Source organism: Streptomyces sp. NPDC058985 (genome assembly GCF_042740985.1).
In the GTDB taxonomy this organism is placed as follows: Bacteria; Actinomycetota; Actinomycetes; order Streptomycetales; family Streptomycetaceae; genus Streptomyces.
Map to the genome: position 1 here is coordinate 37905 of NZ_JBHYJX010000029.1, position 26582 is coordinate 64486.

The following is a 26582-nucleotide window of genomic DNA, read 5'->3' on the forward strand; positions in this document are numbered from 1 at the left end:
CAATGTCAGAGCTGACCCTCACGGTCATGCGGCTGGGTTTTCTCGCCGTACTGTGGCTGTTCGTGATCGTGGCCGTGCAGGTCATCCGCAGCGACCTGTTCGGTACGCGGGTCACCCAGCGCGGAGCGCGGCGCGAAGCCGCCCGACCGCAGCAGGCCGCCGCGCGCCAGAACCAGGCGCCTCCGCCGCAGCGCCAGCAGTCCGGCGGCGGCCGCGGCCGCCGCGGCGCGCCCACCAAGCTGGTCGTGACGGAAGGCACCCTCACCGGCACCACCGTTGCCCTCCAGGGGCAGACCATCACGCTCGGCCGGGCACACGACTCGACGATCGTGCTGGACGACGACTACGCCTCCAGCCGCCATGCCAGGATCTACCCGGACCAGAACGGACAGTGGATCGTCGAGGACCTGGGCTCCACCAACGGCACCTACCTGGACCGGTCCCGGCTGACGACGCCGACACCGATCGGGCCGGGTTCGCCGATCCGCATCGGCAAGACCGTCATCGAGCTGCGGAAGTAGTGCTACACCAATGAAAGAGCGCGAGCGGAGCGAGCACGCGGCGGCGGCCGGCACCCCGGGCCCCGGCGCGCTCCCGACCGGAGGGTGGGCAGTGTGGCTCGACACGACCGGCTGTACCCGGAGCCGACGGGCGAGGTGCGCATGAGTCTGTCACTGCGCTTCGCCGCCGGTTCGCACAAGGGCATGATCCGGGAGGGCAACGAGGACTCCGGCTACGCCGGTCCGCGCCTGCTCGCCATCGCCGACGGCATGGGCGGCCAGGCCGCCGGTGAGGTCGCCTCCTCCGAGGTGATCTCCACCATCGTCGCCCTCGACGACGACGTGCCCGGCTCCGACCTCCTCACCTCCCTCGGCGCCGCCGTGCAGCGCGCCAACGACCAGCTGCGGCAGATGGTCGAGGAGGACCCCGCCCTGGAGGGCATGGGCACCACGCTGACCGCGCTGCTGTGGACCGGCCAGCGCCTCGGCATGGTGCACGTCGGCGACTCCCGCGCCTACCTGCTGCGCGACGGCGTCCTCACCCAGATCACGCAGGACCACACCTGGGTGCAGCGCCTCGTCGACGAGGGACGGATCACCGAGGAGGAGGCGGGCACCCACCCGCAGCGCTCCCTGCTGATGCGCGCCCTCGGCAGCGGCGACCACGTCGAACCCGACCTGTCCATCCGCGAGGTACGGGCCGGCGACCGCTACCTCATCTGCTCCGACGGGCTCTCCGGCGTCGTCTCCCACCAGACGATGGAGGACACCCTCGCCAGCTACCAGGGCCCCCAGGAGACCGTCCAGGAGCTGATCCAGCTCGCCCTGCGCGGCGGCGGCCCGGACAACATCACCGTCATCGTCGCCGACGTCCTCGACCTCGACACCGGCGACACCCTCGCCGGGCAGCTCTCCGACACCCCCGTGGTCGTCGGCGCCGTCGCCGAGAACCAGGCCCAGATGGGCGACAACGGCATCATGCAGACCCCGGCCGGCCGCGCCGCCGGCCTCGGCCGCCAGGGCGGGCAGCACGGCGGGGGCGGCGAGTTCGGCCCGCCCGGCAGCGGCGACACCACCGGGTACGTCCCGGCAGGCGGCTTCGACGACTACGGCCCCGACGACTTCGTCAAACCCCGCAAGGGCCGCAAGTGGCTGAAGAGATCCCTCTACACGGTGCTCGCCCTCGCCGTCATCGGCGGCGGCACCTACGGCGGCTGGCGCTGGACCCAGACCCAGTACTACGTCGGCACCAACGACGACCACGTCGCCCTGTACCGCGGCATCAGCCAGGACCTCGCCTGGGTCTCGCTCTCCAAGGTCCAGAAGGACCACCCCGAGATCGAACTCAAGTACCTGCCGCCCTACCAGCAGAAGCTCGTCGAGGCCACCATCGCCGAAGGCGACCTGGCCGACGCCCGGGCGAAGATCGAGGAGCTGGCGGTGCAGGCCTCCGCCTGCAAGAAGCAGGCCGACCGGCGCTCCGCGGAGACCGAGGAGAACGCCAAGACGGGCGAGGGCGAGGCCGGAGGCACCACGGGAACCACCCCCGCCTCCTTCACGTCCAAGGCCTCACCGACACCCACCCCGTCGCCGGACGCGTCCCAGTCGCAGAAGGCACCCGAGTCGTCCCAGTCCCCGACCGCACCCACCCCAGGTTCCGGCCCGACCCTCTCGGAGGAAGAGCAGAAGGTCGTCTCGCTGTGCGGTAAGCAGTAGGCAAGCCGTGAGAGGCCCCGACACACGATGAGCAGTACTACCAACCCGTCGACGCACCACACGTCCACGATCGGCGCCATCGGCGCCCCGAGCCGGCGCAACACCGAGCTGGCTCTGCTCGTGTTCGCCGTCCTCATCCCGGTCTTCGCCTACGCCAACGTAGGTCTGGCCATCAACGACGAGGTGCCCGCCGGGCTGCTGAGCTACGGCCTCGGCCTCGGCCTGCTGGCCGGCGTCGGGCACATCGTCGTACGCAAGTTCGCGCCGTACTCGGACCCGCTGCTCCTGCCACTGGCCACCCTGCTCAACGGCCTCGGCCTCGTCGCCATCTGGCGCCTGGACCAGTCCGAACTCCTCCAGGACATCGAGCAGGCCGGCACCGCCGCGCCGCGCCAGCTCATGTACACCGCCATGGGCATCGCCCTCTTCGTCGCCGTGATGATCTTCCTGAAGGACCACCGCGTCCTGCAGCGCTACACCTACATCTCCATGCTCGGCGCCCTGTTCCTGCTGCTGCTCCCGCTCGTCCCGGGCCTCGGCAAGAACATCTACGGCGCCAAGATCTGGATCCAGGTCGGCTCCTTCTCCATCCAGCCCGGTGAGTTCGCCAAGATCGTGCTGGCGATCTTCTTCGCCGGCTACCTGATGGTGAAACGGGACGCCCTCGCGCTCGCCAGCCGCCGCTTCATGGGCCTCTACCTGCCGCGCGGCCGCGACCTCGGCCCCATCCTCGTGGTGTGGATGGTCTCGATCCTCATCCTGGTCTTCGAGACCGACCTCGGCACCTCGCTGCTCTTCTTCGGCATGTTCGTGATCATGCTGTACGTCGCCACCGAGCGGACCAGCTGGATCGTCTTCGGCCTGCTGATGTCCGCCGTCGGCGCCGTCGGCGTCGCCAGCTTCGAGCCGCACATCCAGCAGCGCGTGGACGCCTGGCTCGACCCGATGAAGGAGTACACGCTCTCCCGCGCGGGCGTCGGCGGCCACTCCGAGCAGGCCATGCAGGCCCTGTGGGCCTTCGGCTCCGGCGGCACCCTCGGCACCGGCTGGGGCCAGGGCCACTCCGAGCTGATCCGCTTCGCCGCCAACTCCGACTTCATCCTCGCCACCTTCGGCGAGGAACTGGGCCTCGCCGGCCTCATGGCGCTGCTCCTGCTCTACGCGTTGATCGTCGAACGCGGCGTGCGCACCGCCCTCGCCGCCCGCGACCCCTTCGGCAAGCTCCTCGCCATCGGCCTCTCCGGCGCCTTCGCCCTCCAGGTCTTCGTCGTCGCCGGCGGCGTCATGGGCCTCATCCCGCTCACCGGAATGACCATGCCCTTCCTGGCCTACGGCGGCTCCTCCGTCATCGCCAACTGGGCACTGATCGGCATCCTGCTGCGCATCAGCGACACCGCCCGCAGACCGGCACCCGCCGCTCCCGCCAGCCCCGACGCCGAGATGACCCAGGTGGTCCGACCGTGAACAAGCCACTGCGCCGGATCGCGATCTTCTGCGGCCTGCTCGTCCTCACCCTGCTCATCCGCGACAACTGGCTCCAGTACGTCCAGGCGGACGACCTCAAGGAGGACGAGCACAACCGCCGGGTCGCCATCGAGCGGTACGCCAGCCCCCGCGGCGACATCATCGTCGACGGCAAGGCCATCACCGGACACGCCACCACCAAGGGCGACTTCAAGTACAAGCGGACCTACAAGGACGGCGCCATGTGGGCGCCCGTCACCGGCTACGTCTCCCAGGCCTACGGCGCCACCCAGCTCGAGTCCATCGACGACGGCATCCTCACCGGCAACGACGACCGGCTGTTCTTCCGCAACACCCTCGACATGGTCACCGGCAAGAAGCGCGAGGGCGGCAACGTCGTCACCACCCTCAACAGCGCCGCCCAGAAGGCCGCCTACGACGGCCTCAAGAAGCAGGGCGCCAAGGGCGCCGTCGTCGCCCTCGAACCGTCCACCGGCAAGATCCTGTCGATGGCCTCCTACCCGTCGTACGACCCCACCTCCATCGCCGGCAGCAACGAGGCGGCCGGGGAGGCCTGGAACAAGCTCCAGAAGAAGAACAGCCCCGACGACCCGATGCTCAACCGCGCGCTGCGCGAGGTCTACCCGCCCGGCTCCACCTTCAAGGTGGTCACCGCGGCGGCCGCCCTGGAGAACGAGAAGTACACCTCGGCGGACGACAAGACCGAGACCCCGCTGCCCTGGACCATGCCGGGCACCACGACCGAGCTGAAGAACGAGGGCGACCTCCCCTGCGAGAACGCCACGCTCCGCGAGGCGCTGCGCGTGTCCTGCAACACCGTCTTCGGCAAGATCGGCTCCGACCTCGGCAACGAGAAGATGCTGGAGCAGGCCAAGAAGTTCGGCTTCACCGAGGAGCAGTTCGTCCCGGTCCGCTCCAACCCCTCCGTCTTCTCCGCCGACATGGCGCCCTCCGAGGTCGCGCTCTCCTCCATCGGCCAGTTCAACACCGCCGCGACCCCGCTGCAGATGGCCATGGTCACCTCGGCGATCGCCAACAACGGCACCCTGATGAAGCCGTACATGGTCGACGAACTCCAGGCCCCGAACCTCGACACCATCGAGAAGACGGACCCCGAGGAGATGAGCAAGCCGCTCTCCGCCGACAACGCCCAGATCCTCCAGGACATGATGGAGACCGTCGTCCAGGACGGCACGGGAACCAACGCACAGATCGACGGCGTCACCGTGGGCGGCAAGACCGGTACCGCACAGCACGGCGTCGACAACAAGGAGAACCCCTACGCCTGGTTCATCTCGTACGCCAAGGGCGAGGACGGCAGCGCGCCGGTCGCCGTGGCCGTGGTGATCGAGGACGAGAACGCCGTACGCGACGACATCTCCGGCGGCGGCCTCGCGGCACCGATCGCGAAGAACGTCATGGAGGCCGTCATCGACAGCAAGAGGTGACCACACCATGAACGGGACGTGACTCCGGTCACGTCCCCTTCACATCGGCGCACGTTGCGATACCGGTCCTGTATCGGCTGCCAGGCTTGGCCAAGGCACACAGAGCGAGCCGGGTACCGTAGGCCGGACGGCAGCCTCCGACCGTACAAGCATGCCGGTCGGGACCGACGGAGAGGGCTGGTAGGTAGTTATGGAAGAGCCGCGTCGCCTCGGCGGCCGGTACGAGCTGGGCCCGGTGCTCGGCCGTGGTGGCATGGCGGAGGTTTACCACGCTCATGACACCCGGCTCGGACGCCAGGTGGCGGTGAAGACGCTGCGCGCGGACCTCGCGCGCGACCCGTCCTTCCAGGCCCGCTTCCGCCGGGAGGCCCAGTCGGCCGCCTCGCTCAACCATCCCGCGATCGTGGCGGTCTACGACACGGGCGAGGACTACATCGACGGGGTCTCCATCCCGTACATCGTCATGGAGTACGTCGACGGCTCCACACTCCGTGAGCTGCTCCACTCCGGCCGCAAGCTGCTGCCGGAGCGGACGCTGGAGATGACCATCGGCATCCTCCAGGCCCTGGAGTACTCGCACCGGGCCGGCATCGTCCACCGCGACATCAAGCCCGCCAACGTCATGCTCACCCGCAACGGCCAGGTCAAGGTCATGGACTTCGGCATCGCCCGCGCGATGGGCGACTCCGGCATGACCATGACGCAGACCGCCGCGGTGATCGGCACCGCCCAGTACCTCTCCCCGGAGCAGGCCAAGGGCGAGCAGGTCGACGCGCGGTCCGACCTGTACTCCACGGGCTGTCTGCTCTACGAGCTGCTGACCGTGCGGCCGCCCTTCGTCGGCGACTCCCCGGTCGCCGTCGCGTACCAGCACGTGCGTGAGGAACCGCAGGCGCCGAGCGTCTTCGACCCCGAGATCACGCCCGAGATGGACGCGATCGTGCTGAAAGCCCTGGTCAAGGACCCCGACTACCGCTACCAGTCGGCCGACGAGATGCGGGCCGACATCGAGGCCTGCCTCGACGGCCAGCCCGTCGGCGCGACCGCCGCGATGGGCGCCATGGCCGCGGGGGGCTACGGCGCCTACCCCGACGAGCAGCCGACCACCGCGCTGCGCTCGGACGGGGGCGGCGGCGCCACGACCATGCTGCCGCCCATGAACCCGGACGACGGCGGCTACGGCTACGACGAACGCCCCGACCGGCGCCGGCAGCAGCCGCGCAAGTCGAACACGTCCACGATCTTCCTGGTCCTGGCGGGCGTCCTCGTCCTCGTCGGCGCGATCCTGATCGGGAAGTACGCGTTCAGCGGGGACGGGGGGCCCAGTAACGACAAGGTCGACGTGCCCACGTTCGTCGGCCTCACCAAGGAGGACGCGCAGCAGCAGGCCACCAACGCCGACCTGGAACTGGCCTTCTCGCAGAAGCCCTGCGAGGACCAGAAGAAGGGCAACATCTGCTCACAGGACCCCAGGCAGGGGACCTCGGTCGACAAGCAGTCCACCGTCAACCTGGTCGTCTCGACCGGCGCCCCGAAGGTCGCCGTGCCGAACGTCATCGACAAGGACGTCGACACGGCCACCGAGCAACTCGAGAACAAGGGCTTCAAGGTCGAGACCAAGCAGACCGAGTCCTCCCAGGACGAGGGCACCGTCCTCAGCCAGGACCCGGACCCCGGCAGCGAGCTGGAGAAGGGCTCCACGGTGACCTTGGAGGTCGCCAAGGCCGAGGAGAAGGCCACCGTGCCGGACGTGGTCGGCCGCAGCTGCGACGAGGCCAAGGCACAGATCGAAAGCAGCGGTGACCTGGAAGCCACCTGCACCGACCAGCCGACCCAGGACCCGAACCAGGTCGGCAAGGTGATCTCCACCACGCCCGCGGCGAACCAGCAGGTCGACAAGGGCTCCAAGGTCACGGTCGTCGTCGGCAAGGCCGTGGAGAAGAAGAAGGTGCCGGAGATCAAGCTCGGCACCCCGTTGCCCCAGGCCCAGCAGACGCTTCGGCAGGCCGGCTTCACCAACATCCAGGTGACCGGACCCAACGACGGCAACGCCGTGGTCATACAGCAGAACCCGCCGGCGAACACCGAGGTCGACGACCCCGCCGCCACCCCGATCACCCTCACCACGGTGGGCGGCAACGGCGGCAACAACGGCGGTAACAACGGAGGCATCATCGGCGGCCTCCGCGGCGACGACTGACCCGCGCCGCACCCGGCGACAGGAAGAGCCCCGGCCCCTCGACGGAGGGACCGGGGCTCTCGTCGGCCCGGAGCGGAACCGGGCGCTCTGCTAAGCCGAGCGCCGGGCGAAGGCGCGGGCCTTCTCGCGGCGTGCGGGGTCGAACGCGTCGGTCGCCCCGGCGCCCTCGTCCCCGGGGCCCTTCCGCCAGCCCTCGATCTTGCGGGCGACACCCTTGAGCCGCGGATGTCCGGGCTTCACGGCGATCTCGAAGTGGGACTCCTTGACCGGCGTGAGATCGCCGCCCCAGACGACGACGCCGTCCAGTTCGGCGAGGATGTCCCGGACCACGACCAGCTCGTTCGGATACAGGCCGTCCCGCGCCCCGGCCGGATACGAGAGGGGCCGCACGGCGATCGCCGTACCGGACAGGTAGTTCGACTCGTACTCCCGCGCGACCCGGCGGCCGGACGTCCACCCGTGGATCTCGCCGGCCCGCAGCTCTCCGATCTCGTAGTGGAAGCGGCGCGCGACGTGCAGCAGGACCACGGCGGCGTCACCGCCGGCGAGTCTCACCTCCTGGTCGCTGCCCTCGACGCCGAACGACTCCGGAGCCTCCAGGAGCGGCCAGCCGTTGCTGCTGCGCTCCCCGGCCCAGGAACCGGCCGCACCGGCCGCACCGGCCGTCTCGGCCGCGGCGGCCGCCGCGGCGGGCAGCAGCGAGGTCAGGGCCGCCGCACCCGCCACACCGGCCGTCGCCCCCACGAAACGGCGCCTCGTCAGTTCGCCCATCATCATCTGTCTCTCCTTGGTCTCAGAGCGGTCACCACCGCGGCGGCGAGGCAGAGCACACCGGCCGCCGCCAGCAGGACGAAGAACACAATGGCCGGATTGACCCAGGAGGGAACGAGGTCGAAGCTCTCGTTGCACTTGCTGTGCAGCGGGAACCAGCGGCTGAACTCTTCCGCGTGCGCTTCCCGGTAGGCGTCGTCGTAGCGGACGCCGTGACCGTGGACACAGGCCTCCTCGACGTCGAGGCCTCCGGAGAGGATCCCGGTCAGGTAGGCGGCCGCGAACCCGACGACACCGGCCGACACTGCGGCCACGCCCAGCGACAGCCAGGTACGGGGCCGCGCCCACGCACCCTCGCGCACGGCCCGGACGCCGCCACGGCCTCCGGCGACCATCCCGACGCAGAGGATCCCCAGCACGACGGCGACAACGATGCCGCCGGTGCCGAGCAGGAACAGCAGCGCGACGCCCATCACCGCCAGCCCGCCCAGATAGGCGAGCCGCTCGGGCCGGACGGTCTTGTTCCCCGGGGTCATCCGTCAGCCCTTGGCGGAACGCGCGGCAGCCCGGCCGCGGGCCGCCTTGAGGAACGCCTCGTGATTGGCCCGGTACTGCGCCGCCTTCTTCTTCTCCATGCCCATGCGGGCGAGAAGGGCGTCCACGAATCCCTGCTCGAAGTTCTGCAGCTTGTCGAAACCACCCGGCGCATTCTGGTACACCGCCGGCAGCACGGCGCCCTTGAGGCTGATCAGCTGCTTGCGGGCCGGGCCCAGGACGGTGTCGGAGGCGGTCAGGGCGTTGTGCGCGGACTGTTTGCAGTCGGTGGCGTTGCCCCAGCGCTGCGTGAAGTAGTCGTTGAAGCGGGTCAGACCGCCGCCACCCTGCTGGTACAGCGCCTTGACGGCCTCCACGACCGTCTTGTTGCCCCGGACCGCGCGGGCGATCAGATAGCCGTCGGCGTCCTCGATGAGGTCGTTGAAGCCGAACGAGGACGACACCCCGGGGACGGCGAGCCTGGCGTGGCAGAAGGCGAGCGGGTCGGCGTACTCCGTCTCGGAGTTGCGCCAGTCCGACCAGAACGTCATCAGGTCGCCAGCCCAGCCGCCGACGTCACCGCCGTTGGCACCCTGGCGGTCGGACGGCTGGTCCGTCAGCAGGTGCGCGTTGGCCGTGGCCATCATGTGCTCGGCGCCCAGGTCATAGCCGGTGAAGGGGTCCTTGAAGGATTTCCTGACGGACATGCCCCGCGCGTTGCAGTAATCGACGAACCCCTGGTCGAACCCGCCGATCAGGTACCACCAGCCGAGCTTGTTCAGGGTGTCCTTGTCGCCGTACTCGTAGTGACGGATGTACTCCATCACGAGCCGGCTGCGCTTCTGGCCGGTCGCCCCGTAGGAACCGGCCAGGTCGTACAGCTTCTGGACGTACGCGATGAAGTCGTCGGCCGGTCCGGCCTGGTCGTTGACCGAGCCCACGCCGCGGTCGAGACCCGAGATCACGTCACGGTCGAGGTCGAAGGTGTCCGACCCGTTCTGGACCTTGAACTCCTTGATCTGGTTGAACGACCAGTTGCGCGGGATCGGGAAGCCGAGGTTGCCGGAGAAACCCCAGGACATGCCGGACACGAAGGAGTACCGGGCGAACGTCTTGTTGGTGACGTTGATGCAGACGTTGCGGGAGCCGTAGACGCCGTGGTTGTACTTCTTGCCCTTGCTGGCGAGCGCGGCCTGTACGCCGTGGAAGTAGACGATGATGCCCTTCGGAGAGCCGTCGATGGCCTCCTGGGTGGCGTCGTAGTCGACGGCGAAGTAGATCGTGGTACCGGGGTTGAAGCCGTAACCGCTGGCCAGCTCGTGGGCGTTCAGGCCGTGCTGGTAGCCGTTGGCGTACGTGAAGTCGTCCAGCTCACGGGCGTTGTCCTGGTAGATCGGGAAGACGCGCAGCCCGTGCGAGAAGATCGTGTCCAGCTCGCCCGGCTTGATCTCCTTGTCCAGGGTGGAACCCGGCGGATCGTAGATGTAGCGGCCCACGATCTCGTACTTGTTGTCCTTGAGCCACTTCGCACGCGACGGGGTGATCTCGTAGCGGGTGTCCGAACCGGTGGCCGGACGGTCCGGGTCCCCCATGGAGACCAGCAGCTGCGACCAGGTCTGGAAGTCGCCGTCGCCGTTGACCGCCAGCTTGTTGAACTTCTGGAAGGCGCTGACCCATTCGGCGAGCTTGCCGTCGAAGGTGGAACGCCAGGTGGTGGGGACCTCGTTGAGTTCGCCGTCGTAGGTGGGGGAGTTGAACACGCAGGCGGCGGAGAATATCTGCACCAGCGTGCCGGACGCGCCCTGGGCGACCGGGTGGGACCGCAGCCCCGCCTGCGTCGCGGGTCCGTAGTTCCCGTTCGGCGCGGCGATGCCCAGCTCGTACTGGAGGGCGATCATCAGCGACTTCTGCACGTCACGGGAGTAGATCCCGTCCGCGGGACCGATGCTGTAGGCGCTCCGGTCCCAGTAGCGCCCGTTGAGCCACCGCTGGATGCCCCGGACCTCGTCACTGCCGCCCGCGACGACGACGTAGGCGTCCATGTTGAGGATCGCCTTGATGATCTTGACGTTGAGGACACCGTCGCCCTCCGGGAGGCCCATGTTGGAGCGGAGCTCCTTGACGGCCTCCCGGGTGACGCCGGTGAACCAGCCCTCGCTCTCCGGCTCGACCGCCCAGTAGCCCTTGCACCACATGCCGAACTGGATGCAGGCCAGCAGGTCGCGGTTCTCCTCCCAGCCGAACCCGATCTCACCCAGGGCCTCGACGCGGGCGTACGTTCCCGGGCCGAAGCTCGCGACGACCGGGCTGATGCCCAGCTCGTGCTGGAGCCCCATCGTGAGGCTGTACATGGTCGACCAGCCGGTACGGCCGTCTTCGGGACAGCGCTGGTAACCGGCGACGCTGCCGTACTTCTCGTTGACCCACTTCTGGGCTCTGAGGACTTGCTGATCCATGCGGGATCCTCTCTGCGGGACGGGGAGGAGCTGGGAGGTGCGGGTGGTCCGGGGACGGATCAGCAGCGCGGGCCGTAGCTGCGCTTGCCGTTGATGAGCCAGGTCGTGTCCTTCTCGTTCCGCAACATGTACGCGGCGGTGAAGCACCCGGTGTCGGTGATGCGTATCGGCCCCGCGTAGGAGGCGTAGTCGCCGTGGTCGGTACCGCACCCGGACCCACTGGTCTTGCCGGGACAGACGTTGAAGTACATCTCGTTCGCCCCGCCGGGCGTGCCGTTGTAGAAGACGACGCACAGGTAGCCGGTGCCGCCGGCGTACGCGACCATGTCGCCGTCGTCATTGCCGCTGTCGCCCGGCAGCCGGCCGTCGACGTAGGCGATGGTCTGGTACGGCCCGCCGCAGGGGTTCGACGCGGCCTGGGCGGGCGCCGCGCTGAGCGGCAGGAGGGCGGCGGCGAGGGCGAAGACGCCGGCGACCACGGACTTCTTGTTCATGCGGGAGTTCCTCTTGACATCGTTTTCGAGCATGGTCAGGGCATGACGAAGCGGCTCCGGAAGACCGGAGCGGCTGCTTCTGCGTGACTGGGCGGAAACCGGCGCGGCCGGACGGCGGGAGCGGGACGCTGCGAAGTACCGCTTCAGCGGCACGAGTCCGGCGAGGCCCGTGAGAAACGGGCACACAACAGCACGGAATCCATGGACAACACTTCCCCCCAGGTGGTCAGCCCGGAAAGCACCCTATCCGACGCGCGGGACATGACAAGCAACGAAGCGGTGCAGCTCAGCGCGACGCCGCGGAGATCGTGTCTTCATATGTCATGACTCGTTGACCCTGGTTGACCACACCTCCCGAGAGGGGAAGAACGACCATGATCAACGAGACGGCCCTACTGGAATCCCCGGCCCTGCGCGGCAGCGTCCTGGAACGCACGGACGCACTCGACCGCGTGAAAGCACTGTCCCTGCTGCCGGACGGCATGCACGTGACTACGGCGATGGTGGCGGCGTACTTCCAAGTCACCGCCGAAGCCGTTCGCCAACTGACCAAGCGCCACCGTGCGGAACTCGAAGCCAACGGAATGACCGTGCTCCGAGGAGCTGACCTGCGGGAATTCGAGAGTGACAACCTGTCACTCTCGCTGGCCAGCTATCCACAGGCCCGCCGGAGCCTCACCATCTACTCCAGGCGAGCCGTCCTCAACATCGCCATGCTGCTCCGCGACAGCGAAGTCGCACGTCAAGTGCGGGTCTACCTCCTGGACGTGGAGTACCTGGCACGCACACAGCCTGTGGAAAACCCTGCCCCGACAGACCCCGCCGCCCTCGACACTCACATCGACCAGCGCATCACCCACATCCTCGGCCGCACCGTCGTACCGATGTTCAACGCCCTCATCGCCACGTCCGGCGAACACCGCCGCGAGCTCATCGAACTCCGCGCGGACATCGAGAACGTCGAGCGCAAGCTGTGCTGGCACCACAAGCGCCTCGCCACCCTGGAAGGAGACACCCCCGCCGACGACGTCAGGGCGAAACTCAATGCGATGACCTGGCGGGCGTTCGAACACCACGTCGCCGACCTGCTGCGCCGGGACGGCTGCGTCGACGTCGTCGTACGACAGGCCCGCACCGACCGCGGTATCGACATCACCGGCCGCACCGCCGACGGACGCACCGTGGCCGTCCAGTGCAAGAACAGGTCCGGCCGCTGGACCGTACCCAGCGCCGACATGCAGAAGTTCGCGGGCGCGGCACGCGCCATCGACCAGGCGGACGTCGCCCTGTTCGTCGCCACGTCCAACTTCAGCCACGAATCGGAGGCGATCGCCAAACTCAGCGGAGTCATCACCGTGAACCGCGAGGAGCTGGAGGCCTGGAGCGCCGGAGTGCTGCTCAAGGCGCTGCGGTAGGCAGCATGGCAAGAGGCCCGAAGCCGCAAGAGAAAGTTGCGGCTTCGGGCCTCCGTCATGTTAGGGGACTGACCTCCCGCATGGAGGTCAGTCAGCGCAGTTCCGCCGGCGGCGTCCGATCCCCGTCCACCTTCTCCGTCCGGACCAGTTCGCCCCAGACCACGTACCGGTACTTGCTCGTGTACACCGGGGTGCAGGTCGTCAGGGTGATGTAGTGGCCGGGCTTCTTCTTGCCGGACTCCAGAGGAACCTCGTCGAGGACCTTGACGTTGAACTTCGAGGTCTCGCGAAGGACGGCGTAGGTCTTGTAGACGTACCAGGTGTCCTTCGTCTCGAAGACGATCGGGTCGCCCTCGTCGATCTTGTCGATCTTGTGGAACTTCGCCCCGTGCCCGTCGCGGTGGGCCGCGAGCGAGAAGTTGCCCTCCTTGCCCGAAGTCGGCAGCGTCGCCTTCACCGGGTCCGTGTAGTAGCCGGCCACGCCGTCGTTGAGGATCTTCATCGACGTGCCCTTCTCCACCAGGATGTCGCCCTTGCCCATGGCCGGGACGTGCAGGAATCCGATCCCCGCCCGGGTGTCCAGCGCCCCGGGGCCGTCCGGCCCGACCCTGTCCTCGGCCCAGTTGTCCCGGACCTTGTCGGCCTGCTTGTCCGCCGCGCGGTCGGCGACCACGTTCGTCCACCACAGGGAGTAGACGACGAACAGGCCCAGCACCAGGCCCGCGGTGATGAGGAGTTCACCGAAGACGCTCACCGCGCGCGCGACGATCCGCCCGGGACCCCGCCCGCGCCCGCGCGCGGCGGCCCGCTCCCGCTGCTCCGAGTCGTGCTCCGTGTCGGTGGTCGCTGCCACTGGTCATCCGCCCTTAACTGACGAGCGCATCCGGCTTGCCCTTGCTGCGCGGCCGTTCCTCGACCATCTTGCCCCACACGATCATGCGGTACTTGCTGGTGAACTCCGGCGTGCAGGTCGTCAGGGTGATGTAGCGGCCGGGCTCCTTGAACCCCGACTGCTTCGGGACCGGGTCCAGCACGCTGACGTTGCTCGGCGACGTCACCGGCAGGATCGACGCCATCTTGTAGACGAAGTACTTGTCCTGCGTCTCCACGACGATCGGATCGCCCGGCTTGAGCTTGTTGATGTACCGGAACGGCTCGCCGTGCGTGTTGCGGTGCCCCGCCAGCCCGAAGTTGCCCGTCTTCGCGTCCGGCATCGCCGTCTTCAGCGCGTCCTCCGCGTAGTGCCCGACCATGCCGCGGTCCAGCACCTTCTTGCTGTTGATGCCCTCGGCGATCGGCACCACGACGTCCAGGTCGGGGATGTGCAGCAGCGCGAAGCCCTGGCCCGGCTCGAAGGTCCCCGGGTTGCGCTTGCCGCTCGCCCAGTCGTTCTGGAGGTTGCTGGCCGCCTTGTCCGCCTGCGCGTGCGCCCGCACGTTCGTCCACCACAGCTGGTAGGTGACGAAGAGCAGCATCAGCACGCCGGTGGTGATGAAGACCTCACCGATCGCCCGGCTGGCGATCACCGCGGCGCCGGGCTTGCGGGCCCGGGCCTGACGGCGGGCCTCCACGCGCGACAGCGGCGCTTTCGGCTCCTCGGCCGACTCGGAGTCCACCGACGCCCCGCGCGGCGCTCCACGGCGCCCGTGGCGCCGTTTCGCGGCCTTCCTGCGGGCCGCACGGCCGCCGGTCGGGGGCGCGGTAGCGGCCGTCCGCTCCGGCGGCGGCTCCGGGATCCGCAGCGCCACCGTCTCGTCATCGACGGGGCCTGTGGGGCCTGTGGGGCCTGTGGGGCCTGTGGGGCCTGTGGGACCCGCCGAGGTGAAGTCCTCCTCCCACCCGCCCCCGAACGCACCGGAATCCCCGTACGGCCGTCCGTACGAGGATCCCTGGTCACCGGCCGTGCCGGAGTCGCGCTCGGGGCGCAGGGCGGTCACGCCGTGGCCCTGCCCACCACCGGGGCGAGCCCCGCCGACCTCGCCACCGCGTCCTGGTCGCCGCACTCCACCAGCCAGTTGGCCAGCATCCGGTGCCCGTGCTCGGTCAGCACCGACTCCGGATGGAACTGCACGCCCTCGACACGCAGTTCACGGTGGCGCAGGCCCATCACGATGCCGTCGTGGGTGCGGGCCGTCACCTCCAGCGCGGCCGGCACCGTGCCCGGCTCCGCCGCCAGCGAGTGGTACCGGGTCGCGATGAAGGGGGAGGGCAGACCCGCGAAGACGCCCGCGCCCGTGTGCTCGACCGGCGAGGTCTTGCCGTGCAGCAGCTCCGGCGCCCGGTCCACCACACCGCCGTACGCCACCTGCATCGACTGCATGCCGAGGCAGACGCCGAAGACCGGGACACCCGTGACGGCACAGTGCCGGACCATGTCCACGCAGACACCCGCCTGCTCCGGCGCCCCCGGCCCGGGAGAGAGCAGCACGCCGTCGAAGCCGTCCTGGGCGTGCGCCGTCGACACCTCGTCGTTGCGCAGCACCTCGCACTCGGCGCCCAGCTGGTACAGGTACTGGACCAGGTTGAAGACGAAGCTGTCGTAGTTGTCGACGACGAGGATGCGCGCGCTCACTGGTTGTCCACCGTCACATCGTTGAAGGGAAGCAGCGGTTCGGCCCACGGGAAGACGTACTGGAAGAGGACGTAGACCACGGCCACGACCAGCACGAGCGAGAGCAGCGCCCTCACCCACGCGTTCCCCGGCAGATGCCGCCAGATCCAGCCGTACATGCCGTCCCTTCCGTCGCACCGCGGCGCCAGACTCACGCCGCACCGCACCAGACTAGCGGCGCGGGGCCCTCCGGAACGGCCTCACTCCACAGGCCGGGCGTAGTGCAGGTCCGCCGTGCCCGAGTAGCCGGGCAGCGTCGCCCTCCCGTCCTCCTCGACCTTCCAGCCGAGTCCGTAGACGTTGACGTACACCATGTAGTTCTGGATCGCCGGCGACGCCGCCAGCGTCTCCTTGAGCCGCTCCGGATCACCGACCGCCTGGATCTTGTACGGCGGTGAGTAGACGCGGCCCTGCAGGATCAGGGTGTTGCCCACGCAGCGGACCGCGCTGGTGGAGATCAGCCGCTGGTCCATGACCTTGATGCCCTTGGCGCCGCCCTGCCACAGCGCGTTCACCACGGCCTGGAGGTCCTGCTGGTGGATCACCAGGTAGTCGGGCTGCGGCTCGGGGTAGCCCGGGAGCTTGGCGGTGGCGTCCGGCGGGGCGTCGTCGAGTGTGACGGAGATCGCCTCGCCCGTCAGCTTCTGCGTGCCGGCCTCCTCCTCCAGCGCCGCGAGTTCGTCGTCCTCCGACTTCGACCGTCCGTCGTCGCGCTCGGCGAGCGACTCTATGTCGTGGCGCAGGCTCGCGTTCGCCTCCTCCTGCTGCCCGTTCTCCAGGCTCCGCTCGTGGATGAGGTCGGACAGCTTGAGCAACGAGGCGTCCGTCCGGATATTGGTGCCCTTCGCGGTGTTGAAGCTGGTGAAGAAAATGAGTCCCGCGAGAGCGAAGACGGCTGCCGTGAGTACGCGCACGGGCCGGAAACGGCGCCGGCGGGCAGGGCTGGATCCCGTCCCGGGGGAGTCGGCAGAATTGCTCAACGTACCCTTATCTCCTTCGGCGCCACGGAAGGACTACGCTAACGGACGCCCGGGGGAGCGCTCAGAGTCCCCTTGTAGCGCATCGACAGGAGAGACCCTCGTGCCGAAGTCACGTATCCGCAAGAAGGCCGATTACACGCCGCCGCCCGCCAAGCAGTCGACCAGCATCAAGCTGACCAGCCGCGGCTGGGTGGCACCCGTCATGCTGGCCATGTTCGTCATCGGCCTCGCCTGGATCGTCGTCTTCTACGTCACCGACGGTTCACTGCCGATCGACTCCCTGGGCAACTGGAACATCGTCGTGGGCTTCGGCTTCATCGCCGCCGGCTTCGGCGTCTCCACGCAGTGGAAGTAGCGCCCCAGTAGCTCTGCCCAGGGCTATCCACGGAGTTATCCACAGGCGTTATCCACATGGGGAAAAGAAAGACGATCTGTGGATAACCCCTAGGACGTTGACGCCGGTGTGACGGAAGTACCGGCATCCGAAAGCATGTTCGCCCCCTGCCTGACCTGCGGAAACACTCGTCAGTGACAGGGGGCACATCTGTTCCCGCACACTGTGCACAAGATCCGACACCCACTGTGGAAAACGGATGCTCAGGTGAGCTGTGCGCTCCTCAACAGGGTCAGCCCCACGACGACCAGCAGGACCAGCGCACAGGTGCCGTACTGCACGAGGGTCCGGCGCTCGCGCGGTGCGTGGAGCATGGCGTAGCCGATCACGGCGCCCGCGACGAGACCGCCGACATGGGCCTGCCAGGAGATGTTGCTTCGAGTGAAGGTGAAGACCAGGCTGATCACCAGCAGGATGACGACCGGCCGCATGTCCGCGTTGAGGCGGCGGACGAGCGCGGCGGTGGCGCCGAAGAGCCCGAAGATCGCGCCGGAGGCGCCGAGCGTGGCCGTCGTGGGTGACCCGATCAGATAGGCGAGGGCGCTGCCGGCCAGTCCGGAGACGAGGTAGAGCGTGAGGTAGCGGGCTCTGCCCAGCGCGGCTTCCAGCGGGCCGCCGAGGAACCAGAGGCTGATCATGTTGAAGCCGATGTGCCAGATTTCCTCGTGGGTGAACATCGTGGTCACCAGGCGGTACCACTCGCCCTCCGCGACGCCCTCGGTCGGGACGAAGGGGGCGGGGGGCCAGCGTCCGATGAGCACCATGTCGCTGAGGAAGGACGACGGGAGCGCCTGTACGGCGATGAACACCGCCGCGTTGATCCCGATCAGGATCTTGGTGAGCAGGTGCGGGTCGGCGGCGATCGTGCCTCCGGCCAGGGTGCGGGGCCGGGAGGCGGCGGGTGCGGGGCCACCGCCCGTGCGGCCGGCTGCGCAGTCGGGGCAGTGGAAGCCGACGGACGCGTTGATCATGCAGTCCGTGCAGATGGGGCGTTCGCAGCGGGTGCAGCGGATGCCGGTCTCGCGGTCCGGGTGGCGATAGCAGCCGGGCAGGCTCTGGGCGTCCGGCGGGCCTGCTGCCGCGTGGTCCATGACTTCCCCTCGGTCGTCCCTGCGGGCGGTGTGCGCGCGTGCGCCGCCTCGTCCTTTTTTACGGATGGGCGGAGCGTTTGGTTCCTGCCCAGTGCGGGGGGAGGTCAGCCCTGGCGGGTTTCGACGACGACGGTCTCGATGACGACGTCGTTGAGCGGGCGGTGCGTGCGCGGGTTGGTCTGCGTCGCGGCGATGGTGTCCACGATCTTCTGACTGGCCGGGTCGGTGACCTCGCCGAAGATGGTGTGCTTGCGGTTCAGCCAGGTCGTCGGGGAGACGGTGACGAAGAACTGCGAGCCGTTGGTGCCGGGGCCGGCGTTGGCCATGGCGAGCAGGTAGGGCTTGTCGAAGGCGAGGTCGGGGTGGAACTCGTCGGCGAACTGGTAGCCGGGGTCGCCGGTGCCGTTGCCGAGCGGGTCGCCGCCCTGGATCATGAAGCCGCTGAGGACCCGGTGGAAGACGGTGCCGTCGTAGAGCCTGTCCGTGGTCTTCTCGCCGGTGGCGGGGTGGGTCCACTCCCGCTCGCCCCGGGCGAGTTCGACGAAGTTTTTGACCGTCCTGGGTGCGTGGTTCGGGAGCAGCCGGATCTCGATCTCGCCTTGGCTGGTCTTGAGGGTGGCGTAGAGCTGCTCGGCCACGGGGTGCCTTCCGTCGTCTGGTGGTGCGCACCGATACTCCCATGGGCGAGGGCGCGTTCGGCGCTGATACAGCCGGGTGCGAGCGCGGAGGGCCGATCCGTGGCATTGTCGGGTACGGGCTCGTGTTGCCCGGTATTCACCCGTTATTGAGCTTGATCTGCTCTTGTCCGCAACTTCATCACCATGTGCCCCGGGGAGCCCGGGGGCATCGTCGGTGACCCGGATGGCCGCCCTCGCATGCCTGGCTTTGCGTCCACAGGCATGATCCGTAAAAGGGTGGAAAGTCGAATTACCGTACGCCACCGAGGAGGAGGAACCCGTGACCCGCATCGACAGCGTGCGCGCCGCGACCGGTTCGGCGAAGGACAGCGTGCTGCACGCCGCGGAAGTGGTGGCGCCCTACGCCGACACGGCCAAGGACAGGGCCGCTCACTACGCACAGGAGGCGCGCGTACGGCTGGCGCCCAAGGTGTCGCAGGCCGCAGACCAGGCTCGTCACCAGTACGGGGCGCATGTCGCGCCGCGGCTGGAGCAGGCCCTTACGCATGTGCCGCCGAAGGTGGACGCCGCCGCGCAGGAGGCGGCTGTCCGCACCCGTCTGGCCGCTCGGCAGGCGGCCGACTTTTCACGGCCGAGGATCGAGCAGGCGGTGGCCGCGGCCGGTCCCGTGCGGGACGAGGCGACGGCGCGGGGTGCCGCCGCGTTGGCCGCGCTCCGGGGTCAGGTCACGGCGAAGGAGATCGAGAAGCTGACCCGCAAGCACCAGCGGCGTGCGAGGGCCGGCCGGATCGCCAGGGTTCTGGCGGTGGCGGGTCTCGTCGCGGGTGGCGCTTTCGCGGCCTGGAAGTGGTGGGACAAGCAGGCCAACCCGGACTGGCTGGTGGAGCCGCCGGAGGCGACGGAGGTGCCCGAGTCCGGGCGGCTGACGTCGGTGGACGGCACGGGTGAGGCGATTCTCGACCCCGAGGTGCAGGCCAAGCAGGCGCAGGAGGAGGCGGCGGAGGGCGACGAGCCCCGCTGATTTTTCTCCGGACCGGTATCGCTGTGGGGCGGAAGACCTTCGGGTCTTCCGCCCCACGGCGATGTTTCACGTGAAACGGCGGCTCAGCGGCCGTAGCGGCGTTCGCGCAGTGAGTAGGAGCGCAGGGCGCGGAGGAAGTCGATCTCGCGGAAGTCCGGCCAGTAGGTCTCGCAGAAGTGGACCTCGGCGTAGGCGGACTGCCAGAGCAGGAATCCGGAGAGGCGCTGCTCCCCGGAGGTGCGGATGATGAGGTCGGACTCGGACCGCGTCTTGGAGTACAGGTGCTTGGAGATGTGCTCCATGGTGAAGGTCTCGATGAACTCGTCGATGTCCCCGCCCTGGGAGCTGTGCTCGGTCAGGGCGGAGCGGACGGCGTCGACGATCTCGCGACGGCCTCCGTAGCCCACGGCGACGTCGACCTTGGTGCCGCCCTTGCGGTCCTGGGTGGCGGCGGTGGCGGTCTTGAGGCGGCCGGCGGATTCGGCGGGCAGCAGGTCCAGGGCGCCGACCGCTTCCACGCGCCAGGGGTTGCCGGGGGCGGCGAGCCGCTCGACGACTTCGGCGATGATGTCGATCAGTGGGTTCAGCTGGTCCTCGGGCCGGTGGAGGTTGTCGTCGGAGAGCATGAAGAGGGTGACGTGCTCGATCTGTGCGGAGTCGCACCAGCGCAGGAAGTCCAGCACCTTGGCTCCGCCGGCTCGGTAGCCCTCTCGGGGGTCGTCTATGCCCGACATCTTGGCCCAGCGGCGGTTGCCGTCGAGCATGATGCCGATGTGCTGGGGGCGTGGGCGTCCCTCCAACTCCTTGACCAGGCGCTTCATATACAGCGCGTCAAGAGCGGCCCGTACCTTCGCCCGCATGCTCTGCCCCTTCCACCTGCCCTGTGGGGTGACGATATCAAGAGCAGACAGCGCCGCCCGGGTGCCGAGCGGCGTCCGTCCGTGGGCTCGTGTCCTGGGGGCCGGGTCGGCGGTTGGGTTGTTCCAGGCGGTCAACTGGGCTTTTTCTCATGGCTGTTGATGATCTTCCGGATTCTGCGCCCGCTGTCGGCCGGGGTGCGGGGGTGCGGCCGGTGAGGAACGTCTCCGCGCGGCCGTGCGCATTTCGGGTGAAAAGCCGCGTTCACCAGCTGATCCCCGCGGCCACTGGCAGGTGGTCGCTGCCCGTGGCCGGCAGTGTCCACGAGCGGTCCGTCCGTACGCCCCGGACCAGGATCTGGTCGATCCGTACCACGGGGAAGCCGGCCGGACAGCTGAAGCCGAAACCGTGCCCGGCCTGCTCCTGGGCCGAGGCCGTCCGCGAGGTGATGCCGTCGAGGGCGCCGTCGTCCACGGTGCCGTTCAGGTCGCCGAGCAGCATCATCCGCTCGTTCTCCTCGGCGGCGACGGCCTCGGCGAGCGCCTGCGCGATGCGGTCGCGGCCGCCCGTCCAGAAGCCGGTGCGTGACCAGCGCGTGCAGCGGCATGAGCAGGCCGAGCAGCACCGCCAGGGCGGCGAGGACCCGGCCACGTCGCCAGGGCCCCGGCCCTCGCTCGTCGTGCGGGTCGCTCGTCTTCACATCGAATGCGCTGGTCACCGCTGCGTCCGCGGGTCCTGTGCGGGGTTGTCGTACATGGCCGGGCAGCCGTGCGCGGCGGCCTCGGGGCGCAGCTCGTAGTGCCAGGGCTCGTTGGCGTAGGTCTGGCAGAGTCCGTACGCGCTGCCGTTGCGGGAGAGCCAGGCCGTCGCGTCGGGGCCCCCGATGTCGACGGCGTCTCCCGACACGTGGGCGGAGGTCTCCGCGGTGGCCACCCACTTCGCGGCCTCCTCCTGGGAGCCGTACTCGTTGACCGCCTCGTCGAGGAGCTGTGTCTGGTAGTCCGCGGCGCGCCATCCGCTGTTGACGCGGAATGCTTGGACGCCGTCGTCCTCGGCGTCCGCCGCGGCCCGCCGCAGTGCCGCGAGGAGCGCGGGTTCGAGACGGGTGACGGCCGGGACGTCCGTGTCGAGGACGGTCGTGCCGTCGGGGACGACACCGTCCTCCTCGTCGATCCCGCCGGGGGGCTCCATGGGCCGTGCCTCACCGGGTGAGGCGGTCGGGGACATGAGCGTCGACCAGGACGCCAACGCCTGGCAGCCGAGGGCGACGGTGATCAGGGCGGCCACCGACAGGCCGGTCCTCAGGACGTCGGTACGCCGGTGGGACTTCTTGCGTGCGGATGTGTCACGAGTCATGCCTATAGACAAGGGAACGCGGTGTTGCCGCCGCGTACGCGGTTTTCGATACGCCGACGACATGCGCCGGCTCCTGGCATCGGGGCATGCGAGTGCTGATCGTCGAGGACGAGCCGTACATGGCGGAGGCCAGCGCTCTGGAGTTGCTCGGTGTGAACGCGTACGGCGTCGCCGTCCTCGGCCGCGACATTCCTGGCCCTTCCGGCGACGAGGTCGCCCGGCGCATCGTCGACTCCGGCAGCGGCATGCCGATCCTCATGCTCACCGCCGGCTCGACGACCAGGCCTCCGGGTTCGAGCTGAGTGCCGACGACTGTGCTCGTCCCACGCACGTTCCAACAGCGCCTCGGCGCCGATCACCCCGCCCTCGGCGGCGACGAGTACGTCGAGCACGGCGAACTGCTTCCTGGTGAGCGCGACGAAACGGCCGTCCCGGTACACCTCCCTGCGGAACGGGTCGAGCCGCAGCCCCGCGATCTCCCGCACCGGAGTCCGGCTCTGCGCGCGCCTGCGGTCGAGGGCCCGGAGCCGGAGCACCAGCTCCCGCAGCTCGAAGGGCTTGGTGAGGCCATCGCCACCGTGCCCGGCGTCGGCTACCGCATCGACGTACGGCCGGACGCGGCGGACGCGGCGGGCGAGGCGGACGCTGCAACGCGAAAAGCCCCTCCGCACCGCGTTTCCGCAGTTCGGAGGGGGCTTTCGTTTTTGTGGAGCCTAGGGGAGTCGAACCCCTGACATCTGCCATGCAAAGACAGCGCTCTACCAACTGAGCTAAGGCCCCTCGGGAGGCGGCGCCGGTCGCTTCGGGCGGGCCGACGGTCACCGCGGACAAGAGTACCGGGTCGCGCCCCGGATCTCACAAATGATTGGGGCTCCCGGTCAACGACCACGCTCCGTAAGATGCTCGGCGTGGTTCGCTGGAGCGAACTGCGGTTCTTGGGGAAGCGATGGGGAGACGCAATGGACGCCGCACAGCAGGAAGCCACCGCGAGAGCGCGGGAACTGCAGCGGAACTGGTACGGGGAGCCGTTGGGGGCGCTCTTCCGCAGGCTGATCGACGATCTTGGTCTCAACCAGGCCCGTCTCGCGGGGGTCCTGGGACTGTCCGCGCCGATGCTCTCGCAGCTGATGAGCGGTCAGCGGGCGAAGATCGGCAATCCCGCGGTGGTGCAGCGGGTACAGCTGCTGCAGGACCTGGCGGGGCAGGTCGCGGACGGCAGTGTGAGCGCGGCCGAGGCGACGGAGCGCATGGACGAGATCAAGAAGTCGCAGGGGGGTTCGGTGCTCAACAACACCACGCAGACGACGAGCAGTTCGGGTGCGCCCACGGTCAAGCGGGTGGTCCGCGAGATCCAGTCGCTGCTGCGCTCGGTGGCGGCCGCCGGGGACATCATCGACGCGGCGGACGCCCTGTCCTCCTCGCACCCGGAGCTGGCGGAGTTTCTGCGGGTGTACGGAGCGGGCCGCACCTCGGACGCGGTCGCGCACTACCAGTCCCACCAGAACTGATCCCGGGGTCCGGCCGCCACAGGGGGGTCGCGGCCGGACCCGGGAGTGGCGCGAGGGGAGGAGCGACACACAGCCATGGGTGAGGTCTTCGCCGGACGGTACGAGCTGGTCGACCCGATCGGCCGCGGCGGGGTCGGTGCCGTCTGGCGTGCCTGGGACCACCGCCGCCGACGGTATGTGGCCGCAAAGGTGCTCCAGCAGCGGGACGCGCACTCGCTGCTGCGGTTCGTCCGGGAGCAGGCGCTGCGCATCGATCATCCCCATGTGCTCGCGCCCGCGAGCTGGGCCGCCGACGACGACCAGGTCCTGTTCACGATGGACCTGGTCACCGGTGGCTCCCTGGTCCATCTGATCGGGGACTACGGCCCGCTGCCGCCCGCCTTCGTGTGCACGCTGATCGACCAGCTCCTCGCGGGCCTCGCGGCGGTGCACGCCGAGGACGTGGTCCACCGGGACATCAAGCCCGCCAATCTGCTCCTCGAGGCCACCGGTACGGGCCGGCCGCGGCTGAGGCTGTCCGACTTCGGCATCGCGATGCGGCTGGGCGAGCCGCGGCTGACCGAGACCAACCTCGTGGTGGGGACGCCCGGTTATCTCGCGCCGGAGCAGATGCTGGGCGCGGAGCCGGACTTCGCGGCGGACCTGTTCGCGGTCGGCCTGGTCGCCCTGTACCTGCTGGAGGGGGCCAAGCCGGACGCCAAGGCGCTGGTCCAGCACTTCGCCGAGCACGGGACACCGGCCGCGCCGCAGGGGATACCGGAGCCGCTGTGGCAGGTCGTCGCGACGCTGGTGCAGCCGGATCCGCCGGCCCGGTTCCGTACGGCGACGGGGGCGCGCAAGGCGCTGGCCGCGGCGGCGGAGCTGCTGCCGGAGCCGGGACCCGACGACGAGCTGATCGAGATCTTCGACCAAGTCGGCCCGCTGCCCGCCGGGTTCGCCGCCGACGGTCCGCTGAAGCGGGCGTCCGCACTGGACGACACCCCACCGGGAGACCCGTCGACGGACCCGCCAGAAGGCCTGTCGGCGGACCCACCGGGAGGCCTGTCGGCGGACCCACCGACCGACCCGCGCCGTCCGTCCGTCTCGGTCACACCCTCGCCTCCGGCGTCGCCGGCACCCTCTGGACCCGCGTCGCCGCCGGCCTCCGCCACGCCGTCGGCACCCCCCGTGCCGTCGTCCGCCATGTCGGAGACCGGCAGCTTCCACCTGCCGCCCCCGCAGCCGACCCTCACCTCCGCCGCGAGGGACGGAGCGCCGACACCCGTCCCGCACCCCGGCCAGTACCCGCCCGAGAACCCGCCGCCCCACGCCCCGCCGCCGCCCGCCCCGGCCCTCGCGCCGTCCTTCACGCCGCCCCCGTGGCAGGCGCCCGAAGACGCCCCCACCGCCTCGTACACCGCCCGCAGCCCACAGGCCCCCGCGCAGCACCGGGCGACGCGACGGCGGCGCCGTCCGGGTCCCCCGGCGGCGGTGGCGGTGCCCGTGCTGCTCCTCGCGCTGGCCTGCTACGCGGTGGGTTTCTGGGCGCTGACCCGGATCTGAACCGGGCCGCTCCTCACCTCGCCCTGCGCCGGGCCGCCGCGGTCCACACCGTCAGGCCCGCCAGCAGCAGGCTGCCGGTGCCGATACCGCCCACGGCGACCGCCTTCATGGCGAGGCCGTCGTCGTCCGGGGAGCCGCTCTCCGGCGCCGCCGCCCGGTCCTGGGCCGAGACGGCGAAGAGCCCCTCGGGCCGCGACTCACCCGCGTAGTCGGGCCCGCCGCGCGCGGATCCCTCCAGTCCGACACGGAGCGTCAGTCCGAAGGGCCCTTCGCCGAAGTCCTCGGCCACCTGCGCCGCCAGGTGCACGACGACGTAGTAGTCGCCGGCGAAGCGCACCGCGCCGACCTGCCCACTCGTGGCGTACCGGTTGGGATAGGCCACCGGCGGCAGGGCGGCGAGCCCGACGGTGGCGGGGCGGCCGGTGTAGCCCTTGGCGGCGGCGTCGACCTCGCCGCGCACCGGGTTGTGCAGCGCCAGGCGCAGGGCACCGGTGGCGTAGCCGGAGGCCTCCCGGGCGCCGTCGAGTTCGGCGGTCGCGTGGATCTGGCGGCCCCAGTCCACGGGCACCTTGTAGTAGAGGGTCTGTCCGGGCCGGATGCCGTCGCGCCAGGCGCCCGGTCCGAGGGGCGTGGCGTGGGCGAAGCCGTTGCCGCCCGTGCGGGGTTCCGGATCACCGGGTACGGCCTCGGGCGAGGCGGAGTCCCAGGCTTCCGGTGCCTCGGTCGCACCCGCCTGGGCGGGGCGGGGTTCGGTGGCGACGGTGAGTTCCAGGTCCCAGTCCTCGGGCGGGGAGTCCTGAGGCCTGGCCCGCTCGACGGTGACGTAGTAGGTGCCGGGCTCCTGGCACCGGTTGCCGCCGGGCGCGATCTCCCGCATCCCCCACGCGGTGACCGGGCGGGGGCTGTGCGCCGCGCCGAAGGTCGCGCTGTCGGAGGAGCAGGAGCCGCCCTCGGCGTCCTGCACGGAGACGCGGATGCCGTCGACGGCGGTGACCTCGCCGGCGGAGCCGGGTACGGCGGTCACGGAGACGTAGGCGTCGGAGGCGGCGTCGAGGTCGAGGCGGTAGTGGAGGGTGCCGTCGCGCGGCAGCGAGCTGCGGTACGTGGCTCCGGCCGTCAGCGCCGCGGCGTCCCGGGCGGCGTTCGTCCCCTCGACCCGCGGGGCGCCGTCGGCGAAGGCGTACCCCGGCGCGTCACCGGCCGCGAAAGCGGCACCAGCGGGCAGGGCGACGGCCGTGGCGGTGGCGCCGGCGGTGGCCAGTACGGCGGTCACGACGGCCAGCCGCCGCACGGACGCCGTACGGCTCGCCACGGCTGTGCGGCTCTCCGCCGCTGTACGGCTCGCCGCGGCGGTACGACTCTCGGGCCCGGTACGCGACGCAGGCTCCGTACTCCGACGGGGCGCACTCCGCCGTCCGGGCGCCGGCGCGGCCGACTGCGGGCCCGCGCCCCCGGACCCGGCATGCCGCCAAGCCGTACACCACCGTCCCATGACCCGCCACCCCTCGCGCTCGCCGGCCCTCGCCGCCCGACCCGAACGACCGTGCCCCATCCTGCCGCGCGC

At 69.8% G+C, this 26582-nt stretch carries 24 protein-coding genes, 1 tRNA gene and 3 pseudogenes; 11 read left to right on the forward strand and 17 right to left on the reverse strand.

Annotated features, from left to right (window positions below; genetic code table 11):
* Positions 1 to 2: 2 nt before the first annotated feature.
* The 5 genes from fhaB to pknB all read left to right on the forward strand — a co-directional run bounded on the left by fhaB (position 3) and on the right by pknB (position 7349).
* Positions 3 to 521: an antibiotic biosynthesis regulator FhaB gene (gene fhaB, locus ACFW01_RS23860; protein WP_122616597.1), complete on the forward strand. Its 519-nt coding sequence runs from the start codon at positions 3 to 5 to the stop codon at positions 519 to 521.
* 141 nt (positions 522 to 662) lie between these two features.
* Entirely contained in the window at positions 663 to 2216 is a 1554-nt protein-coding gene (locus tag ACFW01_RS23865) for a Stp1/IreP family PP2C-type Ser/Thr phosphatase (RefSeq protein ID WP_234956664.1), read from the forward strand.
* A 27-nt stretch (positions 2217 to 2243) separates the two neighbouring features.
* A complete protein-coding gene (locus ACFW01_RS23870; protein ID WP_161332030.1) occupies positions 2244 to 3680 on the forward strand; it encodes an FtsW/RodA/SpoVE family cell cycle protein in 1437 nt (478 codons plus the stop codon).
* Positions 3677 to 5149, forward strand: a complete 1473-nt coding sequence (locus ACFW01_RS23875; RefSeq protein WP_234956501.1) for a penicillin-binding protein 2 — start codon at positions 3677 to 3679, stop codon at positions 5147 to 5149. Before ACFW01_RS23870 ends, ACFW01_RS23875 begins: the two co-directional genes overlap by 4 nt.
* Before the next feature lie 190 nt (positions 5150 to 5339).
* Positions 5340 to 7349, forward strand: a complete 2010-nt coding sequence (gene pknB, locus ACFW01_RS23880) for a Stk1 family PASTA domain-containing Ser/Thr kinase (RefSeq protein ID WP_384506411.1) — start codon at positions 5340 to 5342, stop codon at positions 7347 to 7349.
* Between the two features lie 90 nt (positions 7350 to 7439).
* On the opposite strand, the gene ACFW01_RS23885 is transcribed toward pknB, so the two are convergent.
* Genes ACFW01_RS23885 through ACFW01_RS23900 form a run of 4 tightly spaced genes read right to left on the reverse strand, consistent with a single transcriptional unit; the run spans position 7440 to position 11604 of the window.
* Positions 7440 to 8120, reverse strand: a complete 681-nt coding sequence (locus tag ACFW01_RS23885) for a hypothetical protein (RefSeq protein ID WP_234956663.1) — start codon at positions 8118 to 8120, stop codon at positions 7440 to 7442.
* Positions 8121 to 8122: 2 nt separating this feature from the next.
* Positions 8123 to 8656, reverse strand: coding sequence for a hypothetical protein (locus ACFW01_RS23890; RefSeq protein WP_384506414.1), 534 nt, complete (start codon positions 8654 to 8656; stop codon positions 8123 to 8125).
* A gap of 3 nt (positions 8657 to 8659) precedes the next feature.
* Positions 8660 to 11110: a glycoside hydrolase domain-containing protein gene (locus ACFW01_RS23895; protein ID WP_384506417.1), complete on the reverse strand. Its 2451-nt coding sequence runs from the start codon at positions 11108 to 11110 to the stop codon at positions 8660 to 8662.
* A 59-nt stretch (positions 11111 to 11169) separates the two neighbouring features.
* Complete coding sequence (locus ACFW01_RS23900) at positions 11170 to 11604, reverse strand: hypothetical protein (RefSeq protein ID WP_234956496.1); 435 nt, start codon at positions 11602 to 11604, stop codon at positions 11170 to 11172.
* Between the two features lie 374 nt (positions 11605 to 11978).
* Here ACFW01_RS23900 and ACFW01_RS23905 point away from each other — a divergent pair, with 374 nt between their 5' ends.
* Positions 11979 to 13019: a restriction endonuclease gene (locus ACFW01_RS23905; RefSeq protein ID WP_384506420.1), complete on the forward strand. Its 1041-nt coding sequence runs from the start codon at positions 11979 to 11981 to the stop codon at positions 13017 to 13019.
* 91 nt (positions 13020 to 13110) lie between these two features.
* On the opposite strand, the gene ACFW01_RS23910 is transcribed toward ACFW01_RS23905, so the two are convergent.
* The 5 genes from ACFW01_RS23910 to ACFW01_RS23930 all read right to left on the reverse strand — a co-directional run bounded on the left by ACFW01_RS23910 (position 13111) and on the right by ACFW01_RS23930 (position 16610).
* Positions 13111 to 13872, reverse strand: a complete 762-nt coding sequence (locus ACFW01_RS23910) for a class E sortase (protein ID WP_234956494.1) — start codon at positions 13870 to 13872, stop codon at positions 13111 to 13113.
* A 13-nt stretch (positions 13873 to 13885) separates the two neighbouring features.
* The gene (locus ACFW01_RS23915) at positions 13886 to 14956 is read right to left on the reverse strand and encodes a class E sortase (RefSeq protein WP_384506424.1); all 1071 of its coding nucleotides are present in this window, start codon (positions 14954 to 14956) and stop codon (positions 13886 to 13888) included.
* Positions 14953 to 15591: an aminodeoxychorismate/anthranilate synthase component II gene (locus ACFW01_RS23920; protein ID WP_384506427.1), complete on the reverse strand. Its 639-nt coding sequence runs from the start codon at positions 15589 to 15591 to the stop codon at positions 14953 to 14955. The genes ACFW01_RS23915 and ACFW01_RS23920 overlap by 4 nt, the downstream gene beginning before the upstream one ends.
* Positions 15588 to 15749: a hypothetical protein gene (locus ACFW01_RS23925; protein ID WP_163015848.1), complete on the reverse strand. Its 162-nt coding sequence runs from the start codon at positions 15747 to 15749 to the stop codon at positions 15588 to 15590. The genes ACFW01_RS23920 and ACFW01_RS23925 overlap by 4 nt, the downstream gene beginning before the upstream one ends.
* An 81-nt stretch (positions 15750 to 15830) precedes the next feature.
* A complete protein-coding gene (locus ACFW01_RS23930; protein ID WP_234956489.1) occupies positions 15831 to 16610 on the reverse strand; it encodes a DUF881 domain-containing protein in 780 nt (259 codons plus the stop codon).
* Between the two features lie 100 nt (positions 16611 to 16710).
* On the opposite strand from ACFW01_RS23930, the gene crgA reads away from it, so the two are divergent.
* Positions 16711 to 16965 (forward strand): cell division protein CrgA, encoded by a 255-nt coding sequence (gene crgA, locus ACFW01_RS23935; RefSeq protein WP_122616583.1) that lies wholly within the window; start codon positions 16711 to 16713, stop codon positions 16963 to 16965.
* A 242-nt stretch (positions 16966 to 17207) separates the two neighbouring features.
* On the opposite strand, the gene ACFW01_RS23940 is transcribed toward crgA, so the two are convergent.
* Entirely contained in the window at positions 17208 to 18095 is an 888-nt protein-coding gene (locus ACFW01_RS23940) for a rhomboid family intramembrane serine protease (protein WP_384506431.1), read from the reverse strand.
* 104 nt (positions 18096 to 18199) lie between these two features.
* Positions 18200 to 18733, reverse strand: a complete 534-nt coding sequence (locus tag ACFW01_RS23945; RefSeq protein ID WP_384506433.1) for a peptidylprolyl isomerase — start codon at positions 18731 to 18733, stop codon at positions 18200 to 18202.
* Positions 18734 to 19052: 319 nt separating this feature from the next.
* Here ACFW01_RS23945 and ACFW01_RS23950 point away from each other — a divergent pair, with 319 nt between their 5' ends.
* A complete protein-coding gene (locus ACFW01_RS23950; protein ID WP_234956486.1) occupies positions 19053 to 19754 on the forward strand; it encodes a DUF5324 family protein in 702 nt (233 codons plus the stop codon).
* 83 nt (positions 19755 to 19837) lie between these two features.
* Here the strand turns inward: ACFW01_RS23950 and ACFW01_RS23955 are convergent, their stop codons facing one another.
* From ACFW01_RS23955 to ACFW01_RS23965, 3 genes and pseudogenes are all read right to left on the reverse strand, one after another.
* Positions 19838 to 20614, reverse strand: a complete 777-nt coding sequence (locus ACFW01_RS23955) for an isoprenyl transferase (protein WP_234956485.1) — start codon at positions 20612 to 20614, stop codon at positions 19838 to 19840.
* Positions 20615 to 20876: 262 nt separating this feature from the next.
* Positions 20877 to 21197: pseudogene (locus ACFW01_RS23960) on the reverse strand (endonuclease/exonuclease/phosphatase family protein); the annotation flags it as partial.
* 129 nt (positions 21198 to 21326) lie between these two features.
* Complete coding sequence (locus tag ACFW01_RS23965; RefSeq protein WP_384506437.1) at positions 21327 to 21968, reverse strand: D-alanyl-D-alanine carboxypeptidase family protein; 642 nt, start codon at positions 21966 to 21968, stop codon at positions 21327 to 21329.
* An 86-nt stretch (positions 21969 to 22054) separates the two neighbouring features.
* Between ACFW01_RS23965 and ACFW01_RS23970 the strand changes: the two are divergent.
* Positions 22055 to 22281 (forward strand): annotated as a pseudogene (locus tag ACFW01_RS23970) (response regulator transcription factor); the annotation flags it as partial.
* On the opposite strand, the pseudogene ACFW01_RS23975 reads toward ACFW01_RS23970, so the two are convergent.
* A pseudogene (locus ACFW01_RS23975) lies at positions 22280 to 22540 on the reverse strand (transcriptional regulator); the annotation flags it as partial. The pseudogenes ACFW01_RS23970 and ACFW01_RS23975 overlap by 2 nt on opposite strands.
* A gap of 135 nt (positions 22541 to 22675) precedes the next feature.
* A tRNA-Ala gene (locus tag ACFW01_RS23980) sits at positions 22676 to 22748 on the reverse strand.
* A gap of 179 nt (positions 22749 to 22927) precedes the next feature.
* On the opposite strand from ACFW01_RS23980, the gene ACFW01_RS23985 reads away from it, so the two are divergent.
* Together ACFW01_RS23985 and ACFW01_RS23990 are read left to right on the forward strand one after the other, a co-directional pair.
* Positions 22928 to 23476, forward strand: coding sequence for a DNA-binding protein (locus tag ACFW01_RS23985; RefSeq protein ID WP_114528355.1), 549 nt, complete (start codon positions 22928 to 22930; stop codon positions 23474 to 23476).
* Between the two features lie 75 nt (positions 23477 to 23551).
* On the forward strand, positions 23552 to 25018 hold the full coding sequence (locus ACFW01_RS23990) for a serine/threonine-protein kinase (RefSeq protein WP_384506440.1): 1467 nt from the start codon (positions 23552 to 23554) through the stop codon (positions 25016 to 25018).
* A 13-nt stretch (positions 25019 to 25031) separates the two neighbouring features.
* Here the strand turns inward: ACFW01_RS23990 and ACFW01_RS23995 are convergent, their stop codons facing one another.
* The gene (locus ACFW01_RS23995; RefSeq protein ID WP_384506443.1) at positions 25032 to 26570 is read right to left on the reverse strand and encodes a hypothetical protein; all 1539 of its coding nucleotides are present in this window, start codon (positions 26568 to 26570) and stop codon (positions 25032 to 25034) included.
* Positions 26571 to 26582 lie beyond the last annotated feature (12 nt).

Coding starts and splice junctions, on each gene's coding strand:
- fhaB (WP_122616597.1), top strand. CDS start 3: ATGTCAGAGCTGACCCTCACGGTCATGCGGCTGGGTTTTCTCGCCGTA.
- ACFW01_RS23965 (WP_384506437.1), bottom strand. CDS start 21,968: ATGACTCGTGACACATCCGCACGCAAGAAGTCCCACCGGCGTACCGAC.
- pknB (WP_384506411.1), top strand. CDS start 5,340: ATGGAAGAGCCGCGTCGCCTCGGCGGCCGGTACGAGCTGGGCCCGGTG.
- ACFW01_RS23905 (WP_384506420.1), top strand. CDS start 11,979: ATGATCAACGAGACGGCCCTACTGGAATCCCCGGCCCTGCGCGGCAGC.
- ACFW01_RS23985 (WP_114528355.1), top strand. CDS start 22,928: ATGGACGCCGCACAGCAGGAAGCCACCGCGAGAGCGCGGGAACTGCAG.
- ACFW01_RS23865 (WP_234956664.1), top strand. CDS start 663: ATGAGTCTGTCACTGCGCTTCGCCGCCGGTTCGCACAAGGGCATGATC.
- ACFW01_RS23895 (WP_384506417.1), bottom strand. CDS start 11,110: ATGGATCAGCAAGTCCTCAGAGCCCAGAAGTGGGTCAACGAGAAGTAC.
- ACFW01_RS23870 (WP_161332030.1), top strand. CDS start 2,244: ATGAGCAGTACTACCAACCCGTCGACGCACCACACGTCCACGATCGGC.
- ACFW01_RS23925 (WP_163015848.1), bottom strand. CDS start 15,749: ATGTACGGCTGGATCTGGCGGCATCTGCCGGGGAACGCGTGGGTGAGG.
- ACFW01_RS23885 (WP_234956663.1), bottom strand. CDS start 8,120: ATGGGCGAACTGACGAGGCGCCGTTTCGTGGGGGCGACGGCCGGTGTG.
- ACFW01_RS23940 (WP_384506431.1), bottom strand. CDS start 18,095: ATGGACCACGCGGCAGCAGGCCCGCCGGACGCCCAGAGCCTGCCCGGC.
- ACFW01_RS23900 (WP_234956496.1), bottom strand. CDS start 11,604: ATGAACAAGAAGTCCGTGGTCGCCGGCGTCTTCGCCCTCGCCGCCGCC.
- ACFW01_RS23995 (WP_384506443.1), bottom strand. CDS start 26,570: ATGGGGCACGGTCGTTCGGGTCGGGCGGCGAGGGCCGGCGAGCGCGAG.
- ACFW01_RS23890 (WP_384506414.1), bottom strand. CDS start 8,656: ATGACCCCGGGGAACAAGACCGTCCGGCCCGAGCGGCTCGCCTATCTG.
- ACFW01_RS23955 (WP_234956485.1), bottom strand. CDS start 20,614: ATGCGGGCGAAGGTACGGGCCGCTCTTGACGCGCTGTATATGAAGCGC.
- ACFW01_RS23990 (WP_384506440.1), top strand. CDS start 23,552: ATGGGTGAGGTCTTCGCCGGACGGTACGAGCTGGTCGACCCGATCGGC.